This is a genomic window from Streptomyces sp. NPDC048496 (assembly GCF_043200055.1).
Taxonomy (GTDB): domain Bacteria; phylum Actinomycetota; class Actinomycetes; order Streptomycetales; family Streptomycetaceae; genus Streptomyces.
Window position 1 is genome coordinate 388,227 of sequence record NZ_JBICXB010000001.1, and the last position, 24,926, is coordinate 413,152.

Annotated in this window: 21 protein-coding genes; 14 read left to right on the forward strand and 7 right to left on the reverse strand. The window is 71.0% G+C overall.

All coding sequences use genetic code 11. From position 1 onward, the window contains the following. Positions 1–111: 111 nt before the first annotated feature. A complete protein-coding gene (gene dnaN, locus ACGFSA_RS01820) occupies positions 112–1,230 on the reverse strand; it encodes a DNA polymerase III subunit beta (RefSeq protein ID WP_393298146.1) in 1,119 nt (372 codons plus the stop codon). Positions 1,231–1,638: 408 nt separating this feature from the next. Here dnaN and ACGFSA_RS01825 point away from each other — a divergent pair, with 408 nt between their 5' ends. Beyond that, positions 1,639–3,102, forward strand: a complete 1,464-nt coding sequence (locus ACGFSA_RS01825) for a PucR family transcriptional regulator (protein ID WP_393298390.1) — start codon at positions 1,639–1,641, stop codon at positions 3,100–3,102. Positions 3,103–3,694: 592 nt separating this feature from the next. On the opposite strand, the gene ACGFSA_RS01830 is transcribed toward ACGFSA_RS01825, so the two are convergent. Together ACGFSA_RS01830 and ACGFSA_RS01835 are read right to left on the reverse strand one after the other, a co-directional pair. Then, positions 3,695–5,563: a serine/threonine-protein kinase gene (locus ACGFSA_RS01830; RefSeq protein ID WP_393298149.1), complete on the reverse strand. Its 1,869-nt coding sequence runs from the start codon at positions 5,561–5,563 to the stop codon at positions 3,695–3,697. Positions 5,564–5,720: 157 nt separating this feature from the next. Continuing rightward, positions 5,721–5,873, reverse strand: a complete 153-nt coding sequence (locus tag ACGFSA_RS01835) for a hypothetical protein (RefSeq protein ID WP_393298152.1) — start codon at positions 5,871–5,873, stop codon at positions 5,721–5,723. Positions 5,874–5,972: 99 nt separating this feature from the next. Here ACGFSA_RS01835 and ACGFSA_RS01840 point away from each other — a divergent pair, with 99 nt between their 5' ends. The 3 genes from ACGFSA_RS01840 to ACGFSA_RS01850 all read left to right on the forward strand — a co-directional run bounded on the left by ACGFSA_RS01840 (position 5,973) and on the right by ACGFSA_RS01850 (position 9,155). Next, positions 5,973–7,355, forward strand: coding sequence for an aspartate aminotransferase family protein (locus ACGFSA_RS01840; RefSeq protein WP_393298154.1), 1,383 nt, complete (start codon positions 5,973–5,975; stop codon positions 7,353–7,355). 305 nt (positions 7,356–7,660) lie between these two features. Then, positions 7,661–8,380, forward strand: a complete 720-nt coding sequence (locus ACGFSA_RS01845) for a GntR family transcriptional regulator (protein ID WP_393298157.1) — start codon at positions 7,661–7,663, stop codon at positions 8,378–8,380. Between the two features lie 124 nt (positions 8,381–8,504). Further along, on the forward strand, positions 8,505–9,155 hold the full coding sequence (locus ACGFSA_RS01850; RefSeq protein ID WP_393298160.1) for a hypothetical protein: 651 nt from the start codon (positions 8,505–8,507) through the stop codon (positions 9,153–9,155). Between the two features lie 61 nt (positions 9,156–9,216). On the opposite strand, the gene ACGFSA_RS01855 is transcribed toward ACGFSA_RS01850, so the two are convergent. After that, a complete protein-coding gene (locus tag ACGFSA_RS01855) occupies positions 9,217–10,017 on the reverse strand; it encodes an SLATT domain-containing protein (RefSeq protein ID WP_393298393.1) in 801 nt (266 codons plus the stop codon). A 374-nt stretch (positions 10,018–10,391) separates the two neighbouring features. Here ACGFSA_RS01855 and ACGFSA_RS01860 point away from each other — a divergent pair, with 374 nt between their 5' ends. From ACGFSA_RS01860 to ACGFSA_RS01890, 7 genes are all read left to right on the forward strand, one after another. After that, positions 10,392–10,727 (forward strand): YbaB/EbfC family nucleoid-associated protein, encoded by a 336-nt coding sequence (locus tag ACGFSA_RS01860; protein ID WP_393298396.1) that lies wholly within the window; start codon positions 10,392–10,394, stop codon positions 10,725–10,727. An 82-nt stretch (positions 10,728–10,809) separates the two neighbouring features. Beyond that, entirely contained in the window at positions 10,810–11,409 is a 600-nt protein-coding gene (recR, locus tag ACGFSA_RS01865; RefSeq protein ID WP_393298163.1) for a recombination mediator RecR, read from the forward strand. Positions 11,410–11,543: 134 nt separating this feature from the next. Beyond that, positions 11,544–12,203, forward strand: a complete 660-nt coding sequence (locus ACGFSA_RS01870; protein WP_393298166.1) for a DUF5063 domain-containing protein — start codon at positions 11,544–11,546, stop codon at positions 12,201–12,203. 590 nt (positions 12,204–12,793) lie between these two features. Further along, the gene (locus tag ACGFSA_RS01875; protein WP_345517394.1) at positions 12,794–14,065 is read left to right on the forward strand and encodes an aspartate kinase; all 1,272 of its coding nucleotides are present in this window, start codon (positions 12,794–12,796) and stop codon (positions 14,063–14,065) included. Beyond that, complete coding sequence (locus ACGFSA_RS01880; RefSeq protein ID WP_393298169.1) at positions 14,062–15,126, forward strand: aspartate-semialdehyde dehydrogenase; 1,065 nt, start codon at positions 14,062–14,064, stop codon at positions 15,124–15,126. Before ACGFSA_RS01875 ends, ACGFSA_RS01880 begins: the two co-directional genes overlap by 4 nt. A gap of 358 nt (positions 15,127–15,484) precedes the next feature. Continuing rightward, on the forward strand, positions 15,485–16,060 hold the full coding sequence (locus tag ACGFSA_RS01885; RefSeq protein ID WP_393298172.1) for a SigE family RNA polymerase sigma factor: 576 nt from the start codon (positions 15,485–15,487) through the stop codon (positions 16,058–16,060). Further along, the gene (locus ACGFSA_RS01890; RefSeq protein ID WP_393298175.1) at positions 16,057–17,358 is read left to right on the forward strand and encodes a hypothetical protein; all 1,302 of its coding nucleotides are present in this window, start codon (positions 16,057–16,059) and stop codon (positions 17,356–17,358) included. The genes ACGFSA_RS01885 and ACGFSA_RS01890 overlap by 4 nt, the downstream gene beginning before the upstream one ends. Before the next feature lie 77 nt (positions 17,359–17,435). On the opposite strand, the gene ACGFSA_RS01895 is transcribed toward ACGFSA_RS01890, so the two are convergent. Further along, entirely contained in the window at positions 17,436–18,245 is an 810-nt protein-coding gene (locus tag ACGFSA_RS01895) for an SURF1 family protein (protein WP_393298177.1), read from the reverse strand. 221 nt (positions 18,246–18,466) lie between these two features. Continuing rightward, positions 18,467–20,335, reverse strand: coding sequence for a S9 family peptidase (locus tag ACGFSA_RS01900; RefSeq protein ID WP_393298180.1), 1,869 nt, complete (start codon positions 20,333–20,335; stop codon positions 18,467–18,469). 70 nt (positions 20,336–20,405) lie between these two features. Here ACGFSA_RS01900 and ACGFSA_RS01905 point away from each other — a divergent pair, with 70 nt between their 5' ends. The 3 genes from ACGFSA_RS01905 to ACGFSA_RS01915 all read left to right on the forward strand — a co-directional run bounded on the left by ACGFSA_RS01905 (position 20,406) and on the right by ACGFSA_RS01915 (position 22,952). Further along, positions 20,406–21,242 (forward strand): class I SAM-dependent methyltransferase, encoded by an 837-nt coding sequence (locus ACGFSA_RS01905; RefSeq protein ID WP_393298183.1) that lies wholly within the window; start codon positions 20,406–20,408, stop codon positions 21,240–21,242. A 40-nt stretch (positions 21,243–21,282) separates the two neighbouring features. Beyond that, positions 21,283–21,666 carry a nuclear transport factor 2 family protein gene (locus ACGFSA_RS01910; protein WP_393298186.1) on the forward strand — a complete coding sequence of 128 codons (384 nt, stop codon included), beginning with the start codon at positions 21,283–21,285 and terminating at the stop codon, positions 21,664–21,666. A 140-nt stretch (positions 21,667–21,806) separates the two neighbouring features. Beyond that, positions 21,807–22,952, forward strand: coding sequence for an MFS transporter (locus tag ACGFSA_RS01915; RefSeq protein ID WP_393298189.1), 1,146 nt, complete (start codon positions 21,807–21,809; stop codon positions 22,950–22,952). An 89-nt stretch (positions 22,953–23,041) separates the two neighbouring features. On the opposite strand, the gene ACGFSA_RS01920 is transcribed toward ACGFSA_RS01915, so the two are convergent. Further along, positions 23,042–23,848, reverse strand: coding sequence for an SGNH/GDSL hydrolase family protein (locus ACGFSA_RS01920; protein WP_393298192.1), 807 nt, complete (start codon positions 23,846–23,848; stop codon positions 23,042–23,044). Between the last annotated feature and the right edge of the window lie 1,078 nt (positions 23,849–24,926).

Here is a 24,926-nt window from a genome sequence, read left to right on the forward strand (position 1 = left end):
GGATCCGCGGCCCCTTCGGCGTCGCGCACGGCAGATGACCGGGGCCGCGGCATCGTCCTCGGCGATCGGGCTGCTTGCCGCGGTGGGCCGCACGGCGGATCTGCCAGGCCGTCAGATCAGCGGCTTCACGGACATCAGAAGATGCCGGTGCGTGGGGCCGCCCTCGGTTTCGTCCTCGGCCGTCCCGCCGGTGATCATGGCGCGCTGGCCGGGACCCATCATGCGGAACCGGACGACCGGCGCGTCGAACGAGGTCAGGGCGTCCATGAGGTACGAGGGATTGAAGGCGACCGTCAGCTCGTCGGCGCCCTCCAGGGCTGCGGGCAGTCGCTGGGAAGCGACATCGTCCTCGTACCCCGCCTGGAGCAGCACCGAGCCGTCGGCGAAGGCCAGATGGAGCGGGCTGTCACCGTCCGCGACCACCGCGACGCGCTTGACGGCCTCGACCAGGGGCGCCCGGTCCGTGACCGCGGTCGCCGGGTCCGCCATCGTGAACAGCTTGTCGTGGCGGGGGAGCCGGCCGTCCAGGAGGCGGACCGTGGTCCGCATCCCGGCGAGTTCGAAGCCGGCCGATCCGGCGTCCAGTGCGACGCGGACCATGCCGGAGCGGCCGAAGGAGCGGGCGACCTCGGTCAGCCGCCGGGCCGACACCACCACATCGGCCGTGACGTCCCGCGTCTCCGGTTTCCATCCGAGCGTGCGCACCGCGAAGCGGTACCGGTCCGTGGCGGCCAGCGTCATCGTGTCGCCGTCGAGCCCCAGCCGGATTCCGGTGAGGGTCGGCAGCGTATCGTCCCGGCCCGCGGCCACGGTCACATGGGCGACGGCCGCGGCGAACTTCTCGGAGTCCACCGCTCCCAGCACCTCGGGCAGCGGCGGCAACGCCGGATAGTCGTCGAGCGGCAGCACGGACAGCCCGAACCGGGCGCCGCCGCCGGTCACCGAGAACCGTGAACCCTCCACCGCGCACACCACCGGACTCTCGGGCAGCACCCGGCACACATCGAGCAGCCGTCGCCCCATGACCAGGACCTTCCCGGCCCGTACGGTCTCCGCCTCCACCTCGATGCAGGCGGACGCCTCGTAATCCAGGCCGGAGATCCGCAACACCTCGCCGTCGGCCTCCAGCAGCAGCCCGCCGAGCACGGGTACGGGCGACCGGGTGGGAAGCACCCGGGCCGCCCAGGCCACGGCATCGGTCAGTGCGCTGCGAGCAATACGGAACTCCATGGCGGGGCCTCTCTCCGTCGGACCGGACGGGGTCCGACGCTAGAGGGCGCCACTGACAATCGACCGAGGCCCGGCGACGCGCGGCCGACGCCAGCGACCACCCCCGTGGACCGCTGCCGTCGTTCACCCCGCCGTCCCCCGACGCTCCTGTGCCCACGGACGGCACCCGACATCCCCCGACATCCATGTCGTCCGCGGAACACGTTCGGACTGTAGGTCGGCGAGTACCCGACAGTAAGATTCAATTCGCATGGTGTGGGCATCGCGGGGGTAACAGTCCGCACAGTCAGACCGGTTCCCCGCACTCCGGTTTTCTCCACGGCTGGGGAAAGAAGCGGGGACAGACGGGTACGAGTACGGAGCGGAGAGCCTGTGCGAGCGCGGGAACGGGCCGACGACGTACTGCGGATGCACCGCCTGGCCCGCGTCGGTGGCGTGCAGGAACTGCTGCGCTGGCTGTCGGGACGCGCCGACGGCTGGGCCGGACTGCTCCACGACGACGGAACCGTCCTGCACGCCGTGGCGCGGACCCCGGACCGTACGAGCGCCGCGGCCGTCACGCTCGCCTCCGACGGCGCAAGGGAAATGACGGCCCGCGGCGCACGCTCCTTCACCCTCGACCGTGGCCCGGACACCGCTCTGCTGCTCCCTCTCGACGGCCCGCCCGATGCCCGTGACGTCCGCGCCCCGGTCCTCGCCGTCGTCACGCGCCGCCCGCTGCCGGACGGGCTGGCCACGCTCCTCGCCGACGCGGCGACGCCCGTGGCCATGTGCTGGGCCGCCGAATCGGTCGAACGCAAACGCCGCCGCGTCGACCTCGCGGAGTCCCGCGGCCGGGAAGCGGTGCTGCACCTGCTGATGACCGGCCAGCTCTCCATCGCCCACCAGGTCGCGGGCGCCCTGAAGCCCAGGCTGCCGGACCCCGTCCAGGTGTGCGTGGTGGAGTGCCCGGGCGGGCGGCGGGACGAGGTGGCGAAGGTCTGCACGGATCTCTCCGGCGGACGGTCCTGGATCGTGCGGTGTCCGGTGTACGCACGCCACTTGATCCTCGTCGTGCCCGCCGGTCCGGGCGGGACCGAGCCGCGACTCGGCCGCGAAGTCGCCGCTATGGTGGACAACTGCGTGGTCGGCGTGAGCGAGGAGGTTCCGCTCAGCGACACGGCGACCGGATACCGGCAGGCGTTCCATGCCCTGGCGGTCGCCCGCGGACTGCCGGTCCGCCACGCCCGGTTCGGCTCGGCACCGGAACCGGCGCTGCTCGTCGGCGCCGAGGGCGCACAGTGGGCCGACGCCCTGCTGGCGCCGCTCCTCACCTACCTGCCCCGGCGCAGCCAGGACCCCGGCAGCCAGGAACTGGCGGCGACGCTGGGTTCCTGGCTCGCGTTCTCGTCCCATGCGACCAAGCATCTGAAGATCCACCGCAACACCCTGTCCGCACGGCTGCGGTTGATCGGCGAGCTGCTCGGACGCGACCTCAACCGGCTCGCCGACCAGGCCGCACTCGACCTGGCGCTGCGGATCCGCGCCACACCCGCCCGCACACCCCGTCCTGCCGAGTCCGCGAAGGGGGCCCGCTCCCTGGACGAGATCCTGCGCCGCCCCGACGTCCGGGAGTGGGCGGCCCAGCAACTGCAACCGCTCCGCCGGAACGGCGGGGCGGCCGAGGCGACGGTCCGGTCCTGGCTGCAGTGCGAGGCCCAACTAACGCCGACCGCCGCGTCGTTGGGAATCTCCGTACCGGGCGCCCGCAAGCGTCTCACCCGGCTCGAAGCGGCACTTCAACGCTCACTGCTCCAAACGCCCAGTGCGCGGTATGAGTTGTGGCTGGCTTTCCGGGCGCTGGACGTTGCGGGTGTCACCGGCCCAGCGTGAGTTTCACTCCCGGGGGTGAACTCATCCGGTCATCGAAGAAAATTCCTGGCGTTGAAAAGCGGTGCACCAGAAGTGGAAAGCAGCAGGTCGGGGGCGGTGTGGAGAGGACGCTCCGCTGTCCCCAACTGCAGTTCTGGCCAATGCTTTTGGCATTTGCTCCGGTGACGGTGTGTGGCATTACATTCGCAGCAGACTTCACATGAGAATGCCCCCGCGGTGCAGCAACACCCGGGGGCTCGACACCAGGAGTACCGGTCCGGATGCGCATTTACCGTACAGCGCCGACGCGTTCGTTCTCCACTTTCGGCAACGCGCTTCTGCGTGACCGTTCCATTTCGTGGTGCGCCGCAGGCGTACTGGTGACAAGAACCTCCCTCCCCGGTGCGTGTCCGGCGGCTGCCTCGCCTCTCCGTGCCCGAACAGCTCAGGTCCGCCACGGAACTGCTGCTCTCGCTCGGCCGCCGTGACTCCCGGCTCACGCTCGGCACCGCAGAGGCCGTGCGGTTGGCGCCCCGGGTGGAGGAATGGCGGGCGGCCGGTTCGTCCGTACGCTGCTGCTCGACGCGGCCGGAGCGCTGCTCGGCTGAACCTGTCAGCCGGTCTTCGAGTACGTGATCTTCTCGCCGGTGTCCAGGTTCTCGCGGCGCAGAGTGCCGTTCGGCAACAGGGTCAGCGTGGTGGCCTTGCCGGGGGTGCAGGACGACATGGGTTCGCCGAGCGTGATCGTGGAGGGTCCGATGTGGACCGGTCCGTCGGGGGACGGCTCGTCGGTCAGGTCCGCCTGGAAGACGCAGCGGTAGGTGCCGCCGGTGTCGATCGGACCCTCCGCGGTGAGGGTGAGGACGGTCTGGCCGAGCTTGCCCTGACGGATGACGAGTTCGCGGGTGGAGTGACCGGCGGGGTTGTCGATGCTGCCGGACCAGGTACCGAGGTAGCCCTCGGGGATGGAGCCGTCGCCGTTCTTCTCCTCGTCGGAGGGGGAGTCCGACGGCTCCTCGGACGGGTCGTCGGACGCGGATGGGCTGGGCGAACTGCTCGGGGACGCGCTGGACTTCGTGCCGTCGTCGCTCATGAGCGCGTACACCGAACCGCCCGCACCGATCGCGACGAGCACGGCGACCACGATGAGAGCGACGGTCGAACCCGCCGTGCGGCGTGCGGGTTCGGGCTGTGGGGCGGGGGCGGGGTAGAGGGGGCCGTACGGAGGTGTGGAGCCGAAGCCGGGGTGCTGCGGGTGCTGGTGCTGCGGATATCCGTAGCCGTACGGCTGTCCCTGACCGGGGTGCGGCTGGGCGGGCAACTGCGGGTAGCCGTACGCGGGGGCAGGGCCCGGTATGGGGGTTGAGGTGCCGATCGCCGTGGGTATCGCATGGACCCCGCCGGGCGCTTGTGGGGCCGGAGGCTGCGGGGCGGGTGCCTGCGGGGCGGGAGGCTGCGGCGCGGGCGGTTCCGTCGCTGAGGGCACCGCGTCCTGCGGACCGGGCGGGTCAGCCGGTTCCGCAGGCTGTTCCGGCTGTTCCGGCTCCTCCGGGTCCTCCGAGTCCAGCAACTCCACCGCGTGACGGCCCAGCTGGGCGAGGAGCGCGCCCGGCAGCCACGGTTCGGCGGGCTCGTCCTCCGCCAGCCGTTCCAGGATCGCGTCCGCCGTCGGCCTGGCGGCCGGGTCCTTGAGGAGGCAGTCCCGGACGAGGTCGACCAGATCCACCGGGACGCCGGTCAGGTCCGGGTCCTCCTGCGCGATCCGGAACATCAGCGCATGGACCTCGTTGTCCGCCCCGCCGAACGGAAGCCTGCCCGTCGCCGCGTACGCCAGCACCGAGCCGAGGCAGAACACATCGCACGCCGTGGTCACCCGCTCGCCCCGCACCTGCTCCGGCGCCATGAAACCGGGCGAACCGACCAGCGCCCCGGTGCGGGTGAGACCCCCGTCGGTGGTGGTGTCCAGTGCCCGGGCTATGCCGAAGTCGATGACCCGCGGACCGTCGATCGTCAGCAGAATGTTGGACGGCTTGAGGTCGCGGTGGATCAGCCCGGCGGAGTGGATGGCCTGGAGCGCGCGGGTCAGCCCCGCACCCAGGATGTGGACCGAGCGCTCGGGCAGCGGACCGAAGGCCCCCGAGGACGGTCCCACCGGTGCGCCCGCGCGCCCGGACACGGTGACCTGGAGAGACGGCCCGGCGACGTACCCGGTCGCGACCCACGGCACGGCGGCCTCGGTGTCGGCGTCCAGTACGGGGGCCGTCCACACCGAGCCGACCTGGCGTGCGGCCTGCACCTCCTGGCGGAACCGGTCGCGGAACTCCTGCTGCTCGGCGAGCTCCCGGCGTACCAGCTTGATCGCGACGGTACGGCCCCGATCGGACCGGGCCAGATAGACCTGCCCCATGCCGCCCGCGCCGAGCCGCCCCAGCAGGCGGTACGCGCCGATGCGTTGCGGGTCGGCGGACCCGAGCTTTTCCATGGTGTGCGACCTCCCCCGTACGGCGACACGCCGGACGGGTCGAGAATAGCGGCGCACTTCACGCCCCAGCAGTCCGGCCGGGCGCCGGTTTCGTCCGCTGCCGGTTCCGTCCTCGAGCGCCGGACGGGCCGGGTTCATCCGCTGGACAGGACGGGGTTCACGCGCTGGGCGGGGTGGGCTGTGCGTCGGTCACCGCGTCGACTGCGACCGACAGCCGCTCCAGCACCCGCACCGTCTCCGTGAAGTCCTCCGCGCCCAGCTCCTGCGCCAGTCGGGCGGCGAACTCCGCGTGCAGGGGGCTGTCAATCAAGCGCCCGCCACGCCGACCCGACACCCTGCCCACCAAACCGCCCCACGCCATACAGGTTGGCCATGTCGAGCCGCTCACCGCACGACCTACGCTCACCGCATGACCCCTCATGCCTCCCATGCCTCCCACGCTCCGCAGGTCGACTCCGCGGCCGGTGCGGCCGTGAAGGCCGCCGACCGTGCGCACGTGTTCCACTCCTGGTCCGCCCAGGGCCTGATCGACCCGCTCGCCGTCGCCGGCGCCGAGGGGGCGTATTTCTGGGACTACGACGGCAACCGCTACCTGGACTTCACCAGCGGCCTCGTCTACACCAACATCGGCTACCAGCACCCCACCGTCGTCGCCGCGATCCAGGAGCAGGCGGGCAAGCTCGCCACCTTCGCTCCCGCGTTCGCGATCGAGGCCCGCTCCGAGGCCGCACGCCTCATCGCCGAGCGGACCCCCGGCGACCTGGACAAGATCTTCTTCACCAACGGCGGCGCCGAGGCCGTCGAGAACGCCGTCCGGATGGCCCGGCTGCACACCGGCCGTACGAAGGTGCTCTCCGCCTACCGCTCGTACCACGGCGCCACCTCCACCGCGATCAACCTGACGGGGGACCCGCGCCGCTGGCCGTCCGACAACGGCTCCGCAGGTGTCGTACGGTTCTGGGCGCCGTTCCTCTACCGCTCGCCGTTCTACGCCGAGACCGAGGCCGAGGAGTGCGCCCGCGCCCTCCAGCACCTGGAGGACACCCTCGCCTTCGAGGGGCCCGCGACCATCGCCGCGATCATCCTGGAGACGATCCCCGGCACGGCGGGCATCATGACGCCTCCGCCCGGCTACCTCGCGGGCGTCCGCGAGATCTGTGACCGGTACGGCATCGTCTTCATCCTCGACGAGGTGATGGCCGGCTTCGGGCGTACCGGCACGTGGTTCGCCGCGGAGCACTTCGACGTCACACCCGACCTGATGACCTTCGCCAAGGGCGTCAACTCCGGTTACGTACCGCTCGGCGGTGTCGCCATCTCCGCGGAGATCGCCGCCACTTTCGAGACCCGCCCCTACCCGGGCGGACTCACGTACTCCGGTCACCCGCTGGCCTGCGCCGCGGCCGTCGCCACCATCGGCGTCATGGAGGACGAGAAGGTCGTCGAGAACGCCGCCCGCATCGGCGAGACCGTCCTCGGCCCCGGCCTGCGTGAGCTCGCCGAGCGCCACCCGTCGGTCGGCGAGGTGCGCGGCCTCGGCGCGTTCTGGGCGCTGGACCTGGTCCGCAACAAGGAGACCCGGGAGCCGCTGGTCCCGTACAACGCCGCCGGCGAGGCCAATGCGCCGATGGCGGCGTTCGGCGCGGCCTGCAAGAAGAACGGCCTGTGGCCCTTCATCAACATGAACCGCACCCACGCCGTTCCGGCCTGCAACGTCACGGAGGCCGAGGCCAAGGAGGGTCTGGCGGCTCTGGACGTGGCCCTGTCCGTCGCGGACGAGCACACCGTCTGACGCGCTCCGCCCGCATTTCGCGGGCCGTCCGCATGGCGTCCCTCCCCCGTGCCCGGATCCGGGCACACCGGCCCTGGCTTAAGACCGACCGGCACATGGGGGGTGGGAGGAGGAGCGGGGCTGGGTGCGTGCAGCTGCACGGCGGAGGAGGGAGGCAACGCGAAGGGGGTCCCCCATGCCCTCAGGGCTATGGGGGAATTGCCGACTGACGACAACGCCGCAGATGTGCGTGCCCAGCCCCGCGACGCCGCCTCCCATGTGCCGGTCGGTCTAAGGTGGCCCGAAGCCGAAAAGGGAGGGTCGCCATGCGCGCGAGTGGAACTGTGACCCGCAGTACGCTGCGGCAGCAGATCACGGACGCGCTGCGTGACGAGGTGCTTGCCGGGCGTTTGCATCAGGGACGGGAGTTCACCGTCAAGCAGATCGCCGAGCAGTACGGGGTCTCCGCGACGCCCGTCCGCGAGGCGCTCTTCGATCTCTCCGCGCAGGGCCTGCTCGAATCCGACCAGCACCGCGGGTTCCGGGTGCACGAGTTCACGGTGGATGACTACCGGGCGATCATCGAGGCCCGCGCCCTGGTCGTCAACGGAGTCATTCGCAGCATCTTCGACGGGCCGGTCCGCCCGAAGGGTGCGCAGTCGGCGAAGTGCCGCGACGCGCTGGTCTCCGTGCGCCGTCGCGCCGAGGAGGCCGCACGGGCGGCGCGGGGCGGTGACCTCGACATCCTCATCGGGTACGACCTGCGCTTCTGGCGTGAGCTGGGCGCGTTCGTCGGCAACACGTACATCACCGACTTCCTGCACCGGCTGCGCATCCAGACCTGGGTGTTCGCCGTGCCGTACCTCCGCAGCGACGTGGATGTGCGCGACTGGCTCTGGAGCGGCCACCCGGACCTGGTCGCGGCGATCACGCTCGGGGACCGCGACGCGGTGCGTGCGGTGATCGACGGCCACAACGCCCACTCGCTGAGCTGGGCGGAGCGGCTCGCGGCCGGCGACCCGCCGCATCCGGGGCGCGGCGGCTGACGGTCCGGCGGCACGGTGTTCCGCTGCCGGACATGAAGGACCACTGTGCGCGGCGGCCCCCTCGCATTACGCTGTCCCGACCATCGCGCTAACCGCGCGAGATCCCGTGGGAGAGCGAGACTTCGTGGCCTGTGACCTGTGGCTGGTCCCCCTCGTCGATGTGCTGTGCCACAGCCCCGACAACCCGTTCGCCGAAGAGATAGCCGTCTACGACAACGCGCTGGGCGAGGCCGGACTCCCGGCCGTACCCGTCTACGCCTACATGCCGGGTCTGACCGGCGATGTGGCCCCGGTCGGGGGCTTCGACTACGACGCACTGCACTTCCTGCGCCGCGCCTATCTGCTGCAGCTGAGCGGTCTCGCCGTCACACCGGTCGACGAACTGGGCGGCGACTACGAGCAGCTGCTGGAAATGTTCGAGTCGACGGCGCGGCAATCCCACCTGGTCTGGCACTACGACCATGCGGGGGCGTACGTCCCCGTGGACTTCCCCTCCCCGCTCTCCAACGACCAGCTGCTGGAGGGCGGCGGCCCGCTCGGCTCGGCGCACGGGCTGCTGCGGGAGCTGGAGTACGTCGCTCCGTCCATCGGCATCGACCCGGCGAACCCGCCGGCCGCCCCGCTGCCGCCCATCGCGCCGACTTCGCTGGAGGAGCCGGCGAGCCCGATTCCGTACGACGACAGCCCGTTCGCCCGAGAGCGGCACGTCTGGCTGGGCCTGCACGCGGCGGCGACCCGCAGCCTCGCCCAAGGCTCCATGATCATCTTCAGTTGACGCGGCGGCCCGGACCGCCGAGTTCACCGCCCACCGGAGTCACCGCCCACCGGGACCACCGTCACCGGGGTGACTCCGGTGGGCGCTGCCGCGGCATGTTCGGCCGGGTCACCGACTGCATCGGGAACCGCCCCTGCGCCGCCCCCGGCTCCGTGCGCCCGCCGATCCCGCTCCCCGAGACCAGTGCCTGCATCCCCATCGGCGCAGGCCCGGCCCGGAATTCCACCATCCAGTCCGCGGTCTCGGACCGTACGAGATCCGTGATGTCCTCCGAGAACCGCCGCAGTACCATCAGGCACCGCTCGGCCGCCTCGCTCGCCGTCCCCTCGGTCGGTCCGAGCACCTCCCGTACGCACTCCGACGCCCAGTCGAACTGCAGCACCTGGAGGCGTCGCTGCACGGCCTGCGCCGTGGCGAGGTTCCTTATCCAGCCGGAGGTCAGGCCGAAGTACCGGTCGCAGGCCATGCAGGCGGCACCCAGCAGCAGTGAGAGATAGCCCCAGCCGGCCGCCCCGTGCAGCGCGCCCGTCAGATCGAGCAGCGGCAGCGCCGCGCCCGCGACCGCCCCGGCCGCCGTGCCGATCCGCAGCGCCCTGGCGCCGCGCCGCTTCCACACCCGGTCGTTCAGATACCAGCCGGCGGTGCGCAGCGCCTCGGCCTCGACCCACCGGTACAGCTCGTCGAGGCGTTCCGCGGGTTCACCCCAGTCGCCGAGCGGGAACGGCTGTCCGGTCAGATCCCGGCCCCGCGCACGGAAGCCGGCGCGCGGCTCCGAGCCCGGCCCGGAGCCCGGGTCCGAGCCCGGCGGAACGGCCGAACCGGGCGCGCCGGACTCGTTGCGGGGCGCCCTCTCGGGCTGCATCTCCGGCTGACTCACCGGGGCACTCCTCTGCACTCTGCGTTTTCGACGTTTCGGACGCGCGTATGGGACACGTGCATGCGACGACGGGCGGACCTTCGACGTGGCCGCCTGTCCCGCTTGCGTAACCCTGCGTGACGGGCGACGCACGTGTGCGTATTGATATGCATGCCCTTCCTACCGCCGAATGGTGGGCCGTGGGGCCGAAATCGCGGTATTCCCGGGTGTGCATGCCCTGTGATCAGGTATAGGAGTCTTGCCGTAGTTGATCGGATTTCACCCGAAAGGGTTGCTCGGCAGTGGGTGGGGCGCGGTTCCCGGTGACCACGTAGGCTCGGCTTACCGAAACATTTGTCGTCGAAATGCCAGGAGTGACCGTGATTCCCGGTGGTGGCCAGCCCAATATGCAGCAGCTGCTTCAGCAGGCCCAGAAGATGCAGCAGGACCTCGCCCAGGCCCAGGAGGAGCTGGCCAGGACCGAGGTCGACGGTCAGGCGGGTGGCGGTCTGGTGAAGGCGACCGTCACCGGCTCCGGCGAGCTCCGCGGCCTCGTGATCGACCCCAGGGCGGTCGACCCCGAGGACACCGAGACGCTCGCGGACCTCGTCGTCGCCGCAGTCCAGGCGGCGAACGAGAACGCGCAGGCGCTTCAGCAGCAGAAGCTGGGCCCGCTGGCCCAAGGGCTGGGCGGCATGCCCGGTCTTCCCTTCTGATCCGCCTGCACAGCAACTACCGTACGTACCACGACAACAACAGCAGTAGCGGTCGAGGCACTCAGCTCAGGAAGGCGTTCCGTTGTACGAAGGCGTGGTTCAGGACCTCATCGACGAACTGGGCAGGCTGCCCGGCGTCGGTCCCAAGAGCGCGCAGCGGATCGCTTTCCACATCCTGCAGGCCGAGCCCACCGACGTGCGCCGTCTCGCCCAGGCCCTCCTGGAGGTCAAGGACAAGGTCCGGTTCTGCTCGGTGTGCGGCAATGTCGCGCAGGAGGAGCAGTGCGGGATCTGCCGCGACGCACGCCGCGACCAGACGGTGATCTGTGTGGTCGAGGAGCCGAAGGACGTCGTGGCGATCGAGCGGACCCGTGAGTTCCGGGGCCGCTACCACGTGCTCGGCGGGGCGATCAGCCCGATCGAGGGCGTCGGCCCGGACGATCTGCGTATCCGCGAGCTGCTGGCGAGGCTCGCCGACGGCTCGATCACGGAGCTGATCCTGGCCACCGACCCCAACCTGGAGGGCGAGGCCACCGCGACCTACCTGGCGCGGATGATCAAGCCGATGGGGCTGCGGGTGACGCGGTTGGCCAGCGGGCTGCCGGTGGGCGGCGACCTGGAGTACGCGGACGAGGTCACCCTGGGCCGCGCCTTCGAGGGGAGGCGCTTGCTGGATGTCTGACCCCGCCCCGTACGACACCTGCACCACGGCCGGGATCCTCGCGGACGAAACCTTGACGTCTCACGGCGGCTTTACGTTCAGCGGCGCTATGTTCTACTCACCGTTCGCGACCGTGCCCACGGGAGGTCCCCTCGATGTCTGACGCCACGCTGAATTCCGTCACGCAGAACCCGGACGACTTCGCCGTCCAGATCGCGGACCAGATCAAGACGTTCATCGTCGCGGTCACCGAGGTTTCCAAGGTCGACGAGCCGGAGCAGGCCGTCCCGACCCTGCTCCTCCAGGTCTCCCAGTTGCTCCTCGCGGGCGGCCGGCTCGGCGCGTACGAGGACGTCCTCCCGGACGAGCGCTACGAGCCGGACCTGGGTGCCGAACCGGACGCCGACGGCCTGCGCGAGCGGTTCGCGGCCCTCCTCGAACCGATCGACGTCTACTCCGAGGTCTTCGACCCCTACGAGCCCCGCAAGGCCCCGGTCCCGGCCCGGATCTCCGACGACCTGGCCGACCTGGTCACGGACCTGCGTCACGGCCTGGCCCACTACGAAGAGGACCGCGCCACCGAGGCGCTGTGGTGGTGGCAGTTCTCCTACTTCTCCAACTGGGGCTCCACCGCCTCCGCCACCCTGCGTGCCCTCCAGTCCCTGGTCGCCCACATCCGCCTGAACCAGCCCCTCCAGGAACTGGACGGGCTGGACACGGACTCGGAGACCGTTGACGACGACCTGGCCGAGGAGGCGGGCCGGGTCATGGCCGAGGAGATCGCGGGACCGCTCGGACTGCGCCCGGTGAAGTAGCCGTCCGACCGGGAGCGACCCTGTCGGGCCCGGCCCCTCACCCTCCGTCGCAGCGCGGATCGGCCGCCCGCATGGAGCCCGGCTGTGCGCCGTGTTTGTGCGGGACACCCGCCACGGCTCGTCCGCGCCCCGGCGGGTCCCGCTCACCGGGATGCCCCGGGCCAAGGAGCCGACGATCTCCGTCCACGGGTTGGCGCCCGCGTGGATCGGTGCGTCCGTGCGGGGAGCGGAGCAGGTGCCGTCCGGATGGGCCGGGGCGGCGGCCAGGGGCACGGAGGCGAGGGCGAGACGCAGCGGGAGGGTGCGGAGCGGCTTGTGCGTCGGGGGGAGTTTCCGGGGGCGGTCCGTGGGGTTCCGGTTCACTCTGGAGGGGACGGGCCCGGAGATCGTGGACCCTGCTCGGTGTGGTCTGAGCCACATGCGGGCGTGGCGCCGGGGTCACTGGGCAGCAGATCCGTACGAGCAGTCCGGGTGACACGCCGATGATCACGTGGTGGGCGGGACATCTCACGATGCGATATCAGCGGGGCGATTCCGGACTGCTCGTTAAACTGAGTCGACCGCAGTAATGGATTGAGCGAGGAGCGCACGTGGGCCTTGTCGTGCAGAAGTACGGAGGCTCCTCCGTAGCCGATGCCGAAGGCATCAAGCGTGTCGCCAAGCGAGTCGTCGATGCCAAGAGGAACGGCAACCAGGTGGTTGTCGTGGTGTCAGCGATGGGCGACACGACGGACGAGTTGATCGATCTCGCCGAGCAGGTGTCACCGATGCCTGCCGGGCGTGAGTTCGACATGCTGCTGACCGCCGGAGAGCGGATCTCCATGGCCCTGCTGGCGATGGCGATCAAAAACCTGGGCCACGAGGCCCAGTCGTTCACGGGCAGCCAGGCCGGCGTCATCACCGACTCGGTCCACAACAAAGCGCGCATCATCGATGTCACGCCGGGCCGTATCCGGACCTCGATCGACGAGGGCAACATCGCCATCGTCGCCGGGTTCCAGGGGGTGAGCCAGGAGGGCAAGAACATCACCACCCTCGGCCGCGGCGGGTCCGACACCACCGCCGTCGCACTCGCGGCCGCGCTGGACGCCGAGGTCTGTGAGATCTACACCGATGTGGACGGTGTCTTCACCGCCGACCCGCGGGTCGTGAAGAAGGCCCGGAAGATCGACTGGATCTCCTTCGAGGACATGCTGGAGCTGGCCGCGTCCGGCTCCAAGGTGCTGCTGCACCGGTGCGTGGAGTACGCACGCCGCTACAACATCCCGATCCACGTCCGCTCGTCCTTCTCCGGACTGCGCGGCACCTGGGTCAGCAACGAGCCGCAAGGGGACCAGAAGGTGGAGCACGCGATCATCTCCGGAGTCGCCCATGACGTCTCCGAGGCCAAGATCACGGTCGTCGGCGTGCCCGACAAGCCGGGCGAGGCCGCAGCGATCTTCCGCACCATCGCGAACGCGGAAATCAACATCGACATGGTGGTGCAGAACGTCTCCGCCGCGTCGACCGGTCTGACCGACATCTCGTTCACGCTGCCGAAGGCCGAGGGCCGCAAGGCCATCGACGCACTGGAGCGCAACCGTGGCACGATCGGCTTCGAGTCGCTGCGCTACGACGACCAGATCGCGAAGATCTCCCTGGTCGGCGCGGGTATGAAGACGAACCCCGGGGTCACCGCGGCCTTCTTCGAGGCGCTGTCCGACGCCGGCGTGAACATCGAGCTGATCTCGACGTCCGAGATCCGCATCTCGGTGGTCACCCGCGCCGACGACGTCATCGAGGCCGTGCGCGCCGTGCACACCGCCTTTGGCCTCGACAGCGACTCCGACGAGGCCGTCGTCTACGGGGGCACCGGCCGATGACACCTCGCCGCCCTTCGCTCGCGGTCGTCGGAGCGACCGGGGCGATCGGCGGCGTCATGCTCCAGATCCTTTCGCAGCACGCGGACGTCTGGGGCGATGTGACGCTGATCGCCTCGCCGCGCTCGGCCGGCCGCAAGCTGGTCGTACGCGGCGAGGAGACCGAAGTCCTCGAACTCACCGAGGACGTGTTCGACGACGTGGACGTGGCCCTCTTCCTGGTGCCCGACGACGTGTCAGCACGCTGGGCACCGATCGCCGCGTCCAAGGGTGTCGTCGTCATCGACGACTCGGCGGCGTACCGGCTGGACACGGACGTGCCGCTGGTCGTGCCCGAGATCAACCCCCATGCCGCACGGATCAGGCCGCGTGGCATCATCGCGAGCCCCAACTGCACCACGTTGTCGCTGATCGTCGCCGTCGGTGCGCTGCATGCCGAATTCGGGCTGCGGGAGCTCGTCGTCTCCTCGTACCAGGCAGTGAGCGGCGCGGGCCGCGACGGCGTCGTGGCGCTGCGCGAACAGCTGTCGATGGTCGCGGGCACGGAACTGGGCACCAAGCCCGGGGACGTACGCCGCGCCCTCGGGGACGCCGAGGACTCGCCGTTCGCCGCGCCGGTGGCGCTCAACGTCGTGCCGTGGGCCGGGACCGACGCCGGGGACGGCTGGTCGTCCGAGGAGCTGGCGATCCGCGACGAATGCCGCAAGATCCTGGACCTGCCGAGTCTGCGGGTCGCGGCGACCTGTGTGTACGTACCCGTCATCGCGACACACTCCATGTCCGTGCACGCCCGCTTCGAGAACGAGGTCGCGGTCGACCGGGCGCACGAGATCCTGGCGACCGCGCCGGGCGTCGTCCTCTTCGACAGCCCGGCATCCGGCGACTTCCCGACGCCGTCCGACGTCGTGGGCACCGACCCTGCCTGGGTGGGGCGGGTGCGGCGGTCGCTGGACGATCCGCGCGCCCTGGAGATGTTCGTCTGCGGCGACAACCTCCGCAAGGGAGCGGCGCTGAACGTGGCGCAGATCGCCGAAGCGGTGGCCGCAGAATTTCCCCGGACCTGATCCGATCATTTCTGTACGCTCTGTGGACCACCTGTGAGCAAGTTGCCGGTCAGAGCCTCTTGAGCTGGGACCTTGCGGTGCCCGACGATGACCTTCGGCGTGCTGGAACCGGCGTCCGGGGAACGCGCGTCTATGCGGTCACTTCTTGCGCGGCGGGGCGCTAAATCGTGGCATTCGGGGAAGAGTTGGTACGTATGAGGGCATGTCGCACAGCGCCAAACATGGTGCCGTACGCGTACAACCCTGACGGGGGGAAACGTGTCCAACAGGCGTGGCAGAGGTTCTCGACATCACAGTGGTGGGCCCGTTGCGGGGCGCTTCAGTGCGTCCGCTCCGGAGGCCCCGCGCACCCGGCGGTATGCCGGTGATTGCGCCCATGCCAGCTGCGCGCCCCGCCCGGCTCCCGTCGCAGCGCGAGGGCGCTGAGCGCAGCGGGGCAGCCGGAACCACCGTTGACCACCTCACCGAGACCTACCGCGCCCACTACCGTTCGCTGCTCGGCCTCGCGGCCCTGCTGCTGGACGACACCGCGTCATGTGAGGACGTGGTGCAGGAGGCGTTCATCCGCGTGCACTCGGCGCGCAACCGGGTACGTGAGCCCGAGAAGACACTCGCGTACCTGCGCCAGACGGTCGTCAACCTGTCGCGCTCCGCACTGCGCCGCCGCATCCTCGGGCTGAAGCTGCTCTCCAAGCCGATGCCCGACATGGCGAGCGCCGAGGAGGGCGCGTACGACCAGCTGGAGCGGGACGCGCTGATCAAAGCGATGCGGGGGCTGCAGCGGCGCCAGCGAGAGGTACTGGTGCTGCGTTACTTCGCGGACATGACCGAGGCTCAGGTGGCCGAGACGCTGGGCATATCGCTGGGTTCGGTCAAGGCGTACGGCTCGCGCGGCATCGCGGCGCTTCGCGTCGTGATGGAGGCCCAGGCATGAACTGGCGCGAGCGCAGGCAGGGACGCACGCATGAGCGTGGGATTGACCGGACTGGAAACGGAATTGTGAACTACGGGCCGGAGAACGCCTCGAACGCGCAGCCGAACGGGGATCGGGATCCGCAGTCGGATGCGGACGCCGCCACGGAGGCCGCCGCGTCAGTGACGGGTGCGGCAGGCGCGCAGGAGGCGCAGGGCGGGGGCGACGATCCCGCCGAAACGGCCCGGTTCGGAGGTCTGTCGGAGCTCTTCGGCACGGACTCCGACGACGGTTCCGGCGCAGCCGGCGGCTCCGGCCCCGACCTGGACGAGCTCGCACTGCGCCGCATGTTCCACGGCGCCGTCCAGGACCTGGCACCCACCGACGGCGCACTCGACCATCTGCGGCGTGCCGTTCCCGCCCGGCGCGCCCGGCGGCGGCAGGCCGTCGTCGGCATGGCGGCGGCGGCGCTGCTCATCGGCACCGCGGTCCCCGCGTTCGTCCATGTCGCCGACTCCACCGGCTCGGACACCGCCAACCCGGCCATCATCGGACACGGCGAGCAGGCCCAGGGCGGCAACGGCGCCGATTCCAGTTCGGCTGCCGACGAGAAGGGCCACAGCGGCAGCACCGGCGGACACAACAACGGCTCCAACGGCCACCCCGACAGCACCAGCAGCCCCTCGGGCAGCGGCGGCACGGGCACCGACGGCAGCGCGTCAGGCGGAGGCGTCGACCCCGCCGACACCGCGGCGGTTTCGACGCCGGTCTGCGACCCGGGGCAGCTCGGGGTCGCCTCCGCCCAGGCGGGCGCGGCCGGTGCCGACGGCACGGTGTACGGCACGTTCCGTATCTCCAACATCTCCGGCACGGACTGCACCGTGACCAGCAGCGGCACCGTGGGCTTCGAGACGACTGGCGCGGCCGACCCGGCCAGGATCGATGTCGTCCAGCACACCGCGGGTGACCCGGCGGCCGGACTGCCCGACCCGTCGCAGGAGGCGGGCGCGGTGCTGCTGAAGCCGTCCATGACGTACGAGGTCCAGTTCGCCTGGGTACCGAAGGACACCTGCCCGACCGCCGACAGCTCGCCGACCCCGACGCCGACCGACGGCGCCGTGGGTACCAGCGGCGGCACCAGTGAAGGGCCGTCGCCGACGGAGCCGCAGCTCGGTGGCGAGGGCGGTGGCGGAACGCTGGAGGGAAGCGTCGCCGTGACGCACACTCCGGAGCCCGGTTCGCCGGTCGCGGCGGCGAGGATCCCCAACGCCTGCGCGGGCACGATCTACCGGACGGGCGTCATCGCCCGGTCGGCGTAGCGACGACGGCGCATACGTGAGGGGGCCCGCCGGTGAAAACCGGCGGGCCCCCTCACGTATGCGCGTCAGCACGGCTCTCAGGCGCTGTCCGTGTTCGCGTCGTCCGTGAGGCCGAGCCGCACGTCCCGCGCGGCCTCCGCCTCACGCCGGACCAGCCGGAACCACATGAAGAGCACGAAGGCGGCGAAGACGAACCACTCGCCGGTGTAGCCGAGGTTCTGGAACGCCTTCAGATCGAGCCCACTGCCCTGCGGTGCGACGGCGGGTACGGGGCGCAGAGCAGTGGCCCCGCTGTTCTTGGCGTCGGTGCTCTTGCTGTTGGTGTCCTGGAGCGTCACCCATGCGTCGTACACGTCGTACGGGACGAGGTTGACCAGCGACGCGGCGCTGATCATGCCGAGCTGGCCGTCCGGGAGTCCGCCCGCCGTGTCGACGCCCGGAGTCCCGGCGTTCTCGGACGCCTGGAGGTCGCCGGTCACGGTGACCTCACCCGTCGGAGCGGCGGGAACCGCGGTCTGCCCGGCCTTGCCGGGCAGCCAGCCGCGCACCACCGGAAGCGCCTTGCCGCCGTCGGTGCGCAGCAGGTTCAGGACGTAGAAGCCGCTCTTGTCGTCGAGTTCCCGGCCGGGCACCAGGAACTGGTCGGCGTACCGGCCCGTCGCGGTGGCGGGACGCCCGGACGTCACCTTGTCGACCGGCAGGAGATCGTCGAGCGGTTCGGCGGCCCTGCTGCCCGGGGCGGGCTGCTCCTGGGCCTGTTCGTGTGTCTGCACGCGGTCCTCGAAGCGCCCGAGCTGCCAGGTGCCCATGAAGACGCAGAACGGGATGGTCAGGACGGCGAAGAGGTTGATCCCCCACCATCGCGGGGTCAGCAGGAACCGGTACACCCCTCCACGGTACGGTCCCCGCTCCGGCCTCCCGGACCGGGGTGCCGCAGCACCGCCACCCGCCCGGCCCAGGACGCCGGTCACCCGGGACGCCGCCGGGCGGGGCGGAGGCCGGCGCGGGACGCCGCGCCGGAGCGTGGCGCCCCCGCGTGGCCCGGGCGCCACCAGGGTCTGGCGCGGGCCTGCGCCGTCGACGGCCACGGCGCGGGCCCGGACGCCGACTACCCGAGGTGCCGTCGGGCGAAGTCGAGTTCCAGCCGCACCTGCTTGATCCGCTCCTCGACGACGAGCGAGCCGTGCCCCGCGTCGTACCGGTACACCTCGTGCGGGGCGCCCCGGTCCTTCAGGCGGTCCACATAGTTCTCGACCTGGCGGATCGGGCAGCGTGGGTCGTTGACTCCCGCCGAGATGTAGACCGGTACCTTCACGGCGTCGACGTACGTCAGCGGGGACGAGGCCTCGAACCGCTCGGGCACCTCCTCCGGCGTGCCGCCCAACAGCGTGCGGTCCATCGCCTTCAGGGCCTCCATCTCGTCGTGGTACGCCGTGACGTAGTCGCCGACCGGGACCGCCGCCAGGCCCAGCGCCCAGTCGTCCGGCTGCGTACCCAGGCCGAGCAGGGTCAGATAGCCGCCCCACGAGCCCCCGGCCAGCACCAGCTTCTCCGGGTCGGCGAGCCCGGACTTCACCGCCCACTGCCGTACCGCCGCGATGTCCTCCAGTTCGATCAGGCCGACCCGGTGCTTGAGCGCGTCCGTCCACGCCCGCCCGTAGCCCGTGGAGCCGCGGTAGTTGACCCGGACCACCGCGTAGCCGTGGTCCACCCAGGCGGCGGGCCCGGACGCGAACTCGTCACTGTCGTGCCAGGTGGGGCCGCCGTGGATCTCGAAGACGGTCGGGAGCGGCCCCTCCACCGGGGTGGCGGGCCGCTGCACGAGCGCGTGGATCCGGCCGCCCGGACCGTCCACCCACACGTCCTCCACCGGAACCGACCCCGGAGCCTTCGCGCCCGGCGGATCGAGCACCACCGCACCCGTCGTGGACCGCACGACGGGCGGCTGCGCGGCCGACGACCACAGATACTCCACCGTGCCGTCCGGCCGGGCCGTGGCACCCGACACCGATCCGGCCGGCGTCTCCACCCGTACCGGAGCGGTATCGGTGCCCGGCTCGAACCGCCACAGGTCGCTGCGGGCCTCGAAGCCGTGCACGATCAGCAGCGCGGAGCCGTCCGGATACCACTCGGCGCCCACATCGCCGGGCAGATCGATCGCGAGGTCCGTTTCCGTCCCCGCCACCGGGTCCCAGATCATCGGCTCCCAGCGTCCCCGCCGCTGATGCCCGATCAGCAACCGGGTGTCTCCGGCCACCGGCGCGAAGCCCAGCACGGTCAGCCCCAGCTCCTCCGTACCCCCCTTGGTGTCGTCGAGCTCGGCGACCATCGTTCCGTCCGGCCGCACCACGCGGAGCGCCGAGTGCATCGCGTCGCCGTGCTCGGTGTGCTCCAGGGCGATCAGCGTCCCGTCGTGCGACAGGTCCCCGACGCCCGCCGACTCGCGGTGCCGGTAGATCTCGACGGGCGCGGACCCCGGCCGTACGACATGGACCGTCGTTCCGTCCTCGTCGGTGGAGCGGCCGATCACCGCCGTCCCGTCCCGCCCGATCGCGAGCCCCGCCGGGTAGGAGGGGGCGAGCCCGGGAGCCGCGGGCACGTCCGCCGTCCCTTCACCGCCACCGTCGTGGAACGGCTGGCGCATCCACACCCCGAACTCGTCCCCGTCGGTGTCGTTGAACCACCAGACCGCCTCGCCGTCCGGGGTCAGCACCCCGTCCGTCGTCCCGTTCGGCCGGTCGGTGACCTGCCGCTGCTCCCCGCTCGCCCGGTCCCATGCGTACAGCTCGTACGTCCCCGTCGCGTTGGAGACGAACAGCGCACGGTCCGGAGCGTCCTCCGCCCAGTCGGGCAACGACACCCGGGGCGCCCGGAAGCGCTGCTCCCATACCGGAACGGAATCGGTCGTCGGTGCCGTAACGGAGCCGTTCGCCCGCGCCGGAGCGGAGTCGGTCGTCGAGCCAGTGATCTCAGTCATGCCTCCCATTCTGCGTCGGGCCCGGAAATTCCGTATCCATCGCCCTCAGCCTGTGGATAACCTCCCTGGCATGTACTCCCCGACTCCGGACGACTGGCGCGAGGCCAACCGCGCGCGCTGGGACGAGCGCGTGGCGATCCATACGGCGAGCGACTACTACGACCTCGACGCCTTCCGGGCGGGCAAGGACGCGTTGCGTGCGTTCGAGCTCGCGGAGGTCGGGGACGTCACGGGGAAGTCGCTGCTGCATCTGCAGTGCCACATCGGGCTCGACACTCTCTCCTGGGCCCGGCACGGCGCCGCGCACGTCGTCGGGCTCGACTTCTCCGAGCCGGCCGTCGAGGCCGCCCGTGGTCTGGCCCGCGAGCTCGGGTTCACCCCGGACCGGGCGGCGTTCGTCGCCGCCGATGTGCATGACGCGGCGGAGGCAGTCCCCGACTCCTCGTACGACATCGTCTACACCGGCGTCGGTGCGCTGAACTGGCTGCCGGACACCCACCGCTGGGCCGAGATCGCCGCCGCGCTCGTCGCGCCCGGCGGATTCCTCTATCTCGCGGAGTTCCATCCGCTGACCGACTGCCTCGACGACGCGACCGGCTCGACGATCACGTACGACTACTTCAGCCGCGACGCATGGGTCGACGAGACGCCGGGTACGTACGCGGACCTCGACGCACCGACCGTCCACAACCGGAGCGTCGAGTGGCAGCACCCCGTCGGTGACGTGGTGTCGGCGCTGGCCGCCGCCGGACTGCGGATCGAGTTCCTGCACGAGCACGACGCCTCGCTCTTCCAGCGGTTCGCGGCACTGGAGCGGCACGCCGACGGGTTCCACCGCTTCCCGCCCGACCGGCCCCGCATTCCACTGATGTACTCGATCAAGGCGTCGAAGCCGGCTGCGGGTTGAGCGAAGGCCGGTTGTCAGTGGTGGCGTTCAGACTCGAACCATGACTGCCGATCTGCGCGCCACGGTGGAGACGTACTGGACCGCGGCCGAGACACGTGACTGGGACACCTTCGCGACGACGCTCGCCGATGAGGTGCTCTACGACCTGCCGCAGACCCGCGAGCGCATCCGCGGCAAGGAGCGGTATCTCCGGTTCAACCGCGAGTATCCGGGGGACTGGCATATCCGTGTTGAACGGATCGTGGCCGACCGGGCAGGCGAACAGGTGGCCGTACGGACGCTGTTCACCGTAGGCCTGGAAGAGATGCACGCCATCCACTTCTTCACGGGGGACGACCAGGGCCGGATCGTGGAGATCACGGACTTCTGGCCGGAGCCGTACGAGCCCCCGGCAGGGTGGGAGCACCTCGCCGAGCGTTACTGAGGCGCGGCTTCGGGGGCGGCCTCCACGGGGGTGGGGCCGGCCCGGTCCCAGCCGGGGGCGCGGACGTCCACGGTGAGGGTGTTCATCACGACCTCCTCGCCGCAGGTGCGGCAGACCCACGCGGCGTCGAGGTCGTGCCCGTGCCCGGGCTGACGGTCTTCACCGTCGCCTCCGCACTTTGCGTCGTCGCCCCGGGGGTCGGCTGGCTGGTCGCCGCCCGCGCCCTGCAGGCCGCTGGAGCCGCCGCGCTGATGCCGACCTCGCTGGCGCTCCTGCTCGTCAACACCCCGGCGGAGCGCCGACCGCAGGCCATCCGCAGCTGGGCGGCGATCGGGGGCATCGCCGCCGGTCTCGGTCCCGTCATCGGCGGACTGCTGGTGGAGGCCGACTGGCGCTGGGTGTTCCTCGTCAACGTGCCGGTCGGTGCGGTCGGACTGGTGGCGGGGGCCAGGCTGCTGCCCGACGCCCGCCCGGACCGCGACGGCCGCTTCCCGGACCTGGTCGGCGCCGCCGTGCTCACGCTCGCCATCGGTGTGCTCGCGCTCGGACTGGTCAAGGCCGATGCATGGGGCTGGGGTTCGCCGGAGGTGATCGGCTCGCTCGTCGCCGCGATGGTGCTCGGCGGGGCGTTCTGGCTGCGCTCGGCCCGGCACAGCGCGCCGATCGTCGAACTGCCGATGCTGCGCACCCCGGTCTTCGCGGCCGCCACCCTTGCCGCGCTCCTCTTCACCGTCGCGTTCGCGGCGATGCTGCTGACCTCGGTGCTCTGGTGCCAGCAGGTGTGGGGGTACTCGGCGATCCGTACCGGACTGGCCATCGCGCCCGGCCCGTTGGTCGTCCCGGTGCTCGCCGTCATTTCCGGCCCAGTGGTCCGCCGCCTCGGCACGGGCCGCACGGCGGCGCTCGGCTGCCTGCTGTTCGCGGTCGGCCTCGGCTGGTGGGCGATCGTGCTCGATACGGCTCCGCACTACGCGACGGCGTTCGTGCCCGGCATGCTGATCACTGGCATCGGCGTCGGTTTCGCCCTGCCCACTCTCGTCGGTGCGGCTGCGGCGGCCCTGGCGCCGACCCGGTTCGCGACCGGATCGGCTGTCACCACGATGGCGCGCCAGACCGGTTCGGTCATCGGCGTCGCCCTGATGGTCACTTTGCTCGCCACCCCGGAGACCCCGGCCGCGGCACTCGACGCGTTCCGGCACGGCTGGTGGGCGGCCGCCGCCACCGCCGTACTCGCCGCAGCGACGGCCCTCGCCCTGCCCCGGCCGGGCGCTGCGGGCCGCGCCTGAGCGGGACGGCAGACGCGTGGCGGCCCACCGGAGACCTCCCGGCGGACCGCCACCTTTCCGTACCGTACGAACGCGTTACCCGTTGCGTGTCACGCGACCGAGCGGAAGGCGGGCAGATAGCCGCCCGACTGTCCCGCGGCCTTGGGGTGGTACGAGTTGTAGACCGGCAGCGTCACACTGTTGAGCCAGGCGTCACCGGAGCACAGCTCATGCCCGGTGAACTCGTCGGCCACGCCGGAGAACGTGAATCCGGCATTGGCCGCCTGCTTGGCGATGACACCGTTCAGCACGTCGGACGCGTTGTTGATGGCCGAGCGCTCGGTCTCGGTGAGCCCGGCGATGCAGGCCCCCTTCAGCTGGTAGAACCGCGGATATCCCAGCACCACCACATGGGCCTGCGGGGCACGGGAACGGATGGCGCTGTACAGCGAACCAAGGCCGGACGGAAGCGAGTTCCGCATCTGCGACACAGCCGCGTTCACGCTGCTCACACAGGTGGACTCGCTGTACAGGACGCAGTCCTGCATGACATCGGCGAAACCGACGTCGTTGCCGCCCGCGGTGACGCTCACCAGGGTCGTCGACGAACTCAGCACACCCAGCTGGCTGCCGGCGACGGAGCTGGTCGTGGCACCCGAGCATGCGACGAAGGCGAACGAGGACGGCGAATTCGCCGCCGCCCACAGGTAGGGGTAGGCCTTGGTGCTCCGGTGACAGTCGCCGGAGTCGGAGAGATAGCTTCCCGAACCGACGCCGGCCGAGTAGGAGTCGCCGAGGGCGACATACCGGACGGCGGCGGCCGAGGAGGTTGCCGAGGCCGGCTGGGCCATGCCCAGCGCGGCCACGACGGCGAGGACCAGAGTGGCTGCGGACGCCCGAAATCTCCGTACTGACATGCCTGTCGGTCCTCCGAAGTGTGGGGGGTGGGTGGGGGGTTGAGTGAGCGAGGATGTTTCTAGCAGCTGGTGATACCCGCCGGTAATAGCTGCGCCAGAACTCGTCTGAAATGCCCGAATGATCGTTCGTTCGGGCATGCTGATCCGCCCGTCCACCGCGGGTCGCCGGGAGAAGGAAGGCGTTGACCGGGAGGGCTTCGTCGCGCATGCGGCGCGAGGAGTCACGGAACTTTCTGCGTAGTCGACGCGCCTCTCTGAAGCCGGGGTCGCGACATCAAGGTGTCCCCCGAGGCCCTGGAATCCGTGTGCCGGACGCTGCGCCTCGACACACCGGAACGGCCCCGTCCCGTCCGTCCGGCATGGCTCAACTCGCCTTCCTCGTGCGGCGCGACCAGGAGTCCGGTCGGCCCAGGGCTACGATGCGACATCGGCTGGAGGGCGCCGCTCCGGCCAAGTCGCCCAAGGGAACGGGGACATGCCCGGGTCCGACTCCGAGGGCGCCGAAGTGATCGATGCGGATGGGCTGTTCGCCCTGGACTGACAGGCCGCAAGGCGCGGCACACCCGGCCGGTGGCAGTCCGGCAGTCCCACTCCGAGCAGTCACTCGACGGGCATCCCGGAGATCCTGCGGAGAGCCGACGGCGGGGTGGGCCCGGAGGGTGTCGGTGCCGCGACACTGCTGGGCGCCGTGTCGGCGCGGGATGCGGATATCAGCACGCTGCTGGACGCGGGCATCGCCACGCCTCCTGACGCGGGCATCATCACGCCCGCTCGACGCTGACGCACGTCATGAACACGCCCACGCTGGCGTCGGCTCGTCAGGCGCTCACCGACGCCGAACTGCGAGCGGTGTTCGGACATGGCCGGCCGAGCGGCGGCAAGCTGGACTTCGGCGCTCCGCCCCCAGGAGCTGCGCCGCGTGCGCAAGAAACTGCTCCCGTCGGACGACTGGCGGGTCACCCTGGCCGTGGCCAAGACGGGCCCCGGCGCCCCGGTATCGACAGCGCGCACCGTTGCGGCCTGCTCGGCGACCGGGATCGCGATGCCGGTATTCGGTGCGCAGGCGGCTGCGCGACGG

What these genes read in the sequence shown, in the direction of transcription:
- dnaN (WP_393298146.1), bottom strand. Translation starts at nt 1,230, where the DNA reads ATGGAGTTCCGTATTGCTCGCAGCGCACTGACCGATGCCGTGGCCTGG.
- ACGFSA_RS01825 (WP_393298390.1), top strand. Translation starts at nt 1,639, where the DNA reads ATGCACCGCCTGGCCCGCGTCGGTGGCGTGCAGGAACTGCTGCGCTGG.
- ACGFSA_RS01830 (WP_393298149.1), bottom strand. Translation starts at nt 5,563, where the DNA reads ATGGAAAAGCTCGGGTCCGCCGACCCGCAACGCATCGGCGCGTACCGC.
- ACGFSA_RS01840 (WP_393298154.1), top strand. Translation starts at nt 5,973, where the DNA reads ATGACCCCTCATGCCTCCCATGCCTCCCACGCTCCGCAGGTCGACTCC.
- ACGFSA_RS01845 (WP_393298157.1), top strand. Translation starts at nt 7,661, where the DNA reads ATGCGCGCGAGTGGAACTGTGACCCGCAGTACGCTGCGGCAGCAGATC.
- ACGFSA_RS01855 (WP_393298393.1), bottom strand. Translation starts at nt 10,017, where the DNA reads ATGCAGCCCGAGAGGGCGCCCCGCAACGAGTCCGGCGCGCCCGGTTCG.
- ACGFSA_RS01870 (WP_393298166.1), top strand. Translation starts at nt 11,544, where the DNA reads ATGTCTGACGCCACGCTGAATTCCGTCACGCAGAACCCGGACGACTTC.
- ACGFSA_RS01880 (WP_393298169.1), top strand. Translation starts at nt 14,062, where the DNA reads ATGACACCTCGCCGCCCTTCGCTCGCGGTCGTCGGAGCGACCGGGGCG.
- ACGFSA_RS01885 (WP_393298172.1), top strand. Translation starts at nt 15,485, where the DNA reads ATGCCGGTGATTGCGCCCATGCCAGCTGCGCGCCCCGCCCGGCTCCCG.
- ACGFSA_RS01890 (WP_393298175.1), top strand. Translation starts at nt 16,057, where the DNA reads ATGAACTGGCGCGAGCGCAGGCAGGGACGCACGCATGAGCGTGGGATT.
- ACGFSA_RS01900 (WP_393298180.1), bottom strand. Translation starts at nt 20,335, where the DNA reads ATGACTGAGATCACTGGCTCGACGACCGACTCCGCTCCGGCGCGGGCG.
- ACGFSA_RS01905 (WP_393298183.1), top strand. Translation starts at nt 20,406, where the DNA reads ATGTACTCCCCGACTCCGGACGACTGGCGCGAGGCCAACCGCGCGCGC.
- ACGFSA_RS01910 (WP_393298186.1), top strand. Translation starts at nt 21,283, where the DNA reads ATGACTGCCGATCTGCGCGCCACGGTGGAGACGTACTGGACCGCGGCC.
- ACGFSA_RS01920 (WP_393298192.1), bottom strand. Translation starts at nt 23,848, where the DNA reads ATGTCAGTACGGAGATTTCGGGCGTCCGCAGCCACTCTGGTCCTCGCC.